This window comes from Oleiphilus sp. HI0066, from assembly GCF_001635725.1.
Genome location: NZ_LWFH01000421.1, coordinates 1 through 993, shown reverse-complemented (window position 1 = coordinate 993; position 993 = coordinate 1). Strand labels below are relative to the sequence as shown.

The 993-nt window shown below is 39.3% G+C and carries 2 protein-coding genes; both read left to right on the top strand.

Translation table 11 applies throughout. From position 1 onward, the window contains the following. Positions 1–370, top strand: a 370-nt coding sequence (locus A3738_RS05675; protein WP_068763436.1) for an ABC transporter permease subunit, incomplete at its 5' end; no start/stop codon positions are given. Positions 371–382: 12 nt separating this feature from the next. Beyond that, positions 383–993, top strand: a 611-nt coding sequence (locus A3738_RS05670) for an amino acid ABC transporter ATP-binding protein (RefSeq protein WP_068763435.1), incomplete at its 3' end; no start/stop codon positions are given.

Sequence of the window (993 nt, the reverse complement as noted above, 5' to 3'; positions counted from 1 at the left end):
TATGGCTGAAGTATTTAGAGGTGGGTTCCAGGCAATTCCACAAGGACAATATGAAGCCGCAGATTCACTAGGTCTAAGTTACTGGCAAAAAACACTGCTGATAATCTTTCCACAAGTAATTAAGGTTTCAATGCCAAACATCTTGGCAACGTTCATCATGCTATTCAAGAATACAACTTTCTTATTGATCATTGGTATTTTTGAATTGTTGAGTACAACACAAACCGCACTTACAAACTCAAATTGGTTAGGAGGGCATGCTCCTGAAGGGTATATATTTGTAGCTGTTGTATTTTGGGTGTGTTGTTTTGGTATGTCGATGATCAGTGCAAATATCGAGAAGAAACTAGATACGAGTCATAGGAATTAGAGGTTATTACACATGAGTGATAATACACAAGAAACAGTTCAGACCGCTTCTTCTGATGAACCGGTAATACAAATTAAAGATTTAAACAAGTGGTACGGAAATTTTCATGTACTGAAAAACATCAATTTAGATGTAAAGAAGGGCGAGAAGATAGTAATTTGTGGTCCTTCTGGTTCCGGTAAATCAACGATGATTCGTTGTATCAATCGCTTAGAAGAATTCCAACGCGGTTCTTTAGTGGTTAATGGAATTGAGATGATTGAAGATGTTAAGAATATCGAAACTATTCGTCGCGAAGTAGGGATGGTATTCCAGCACTTTAACCTGTTTCCGCATTTAACGATTCTAGAAAATCTCACCTTAGGGCCAATTTGGGTTCAGAAAAAGCCGAAAGAAGAAGCAGAAGCAACGGGAATGAAATACCTAGAGCGCGTTAAAATACCGGATCAGGCGAATAAATTCCCTGGACAGTTATCTGGTGGACAACAACAGCGTGTAGCGATTGCTAGGTCTCTATGTATGAACCCACAGATTATGTTGTTTGATGAGCCAACATCTGCGCTTGATCCAGAAATGATTAAAGAGGTTCTCGACGTGATGGTCGAGCTAGCTGATGAAGGGAT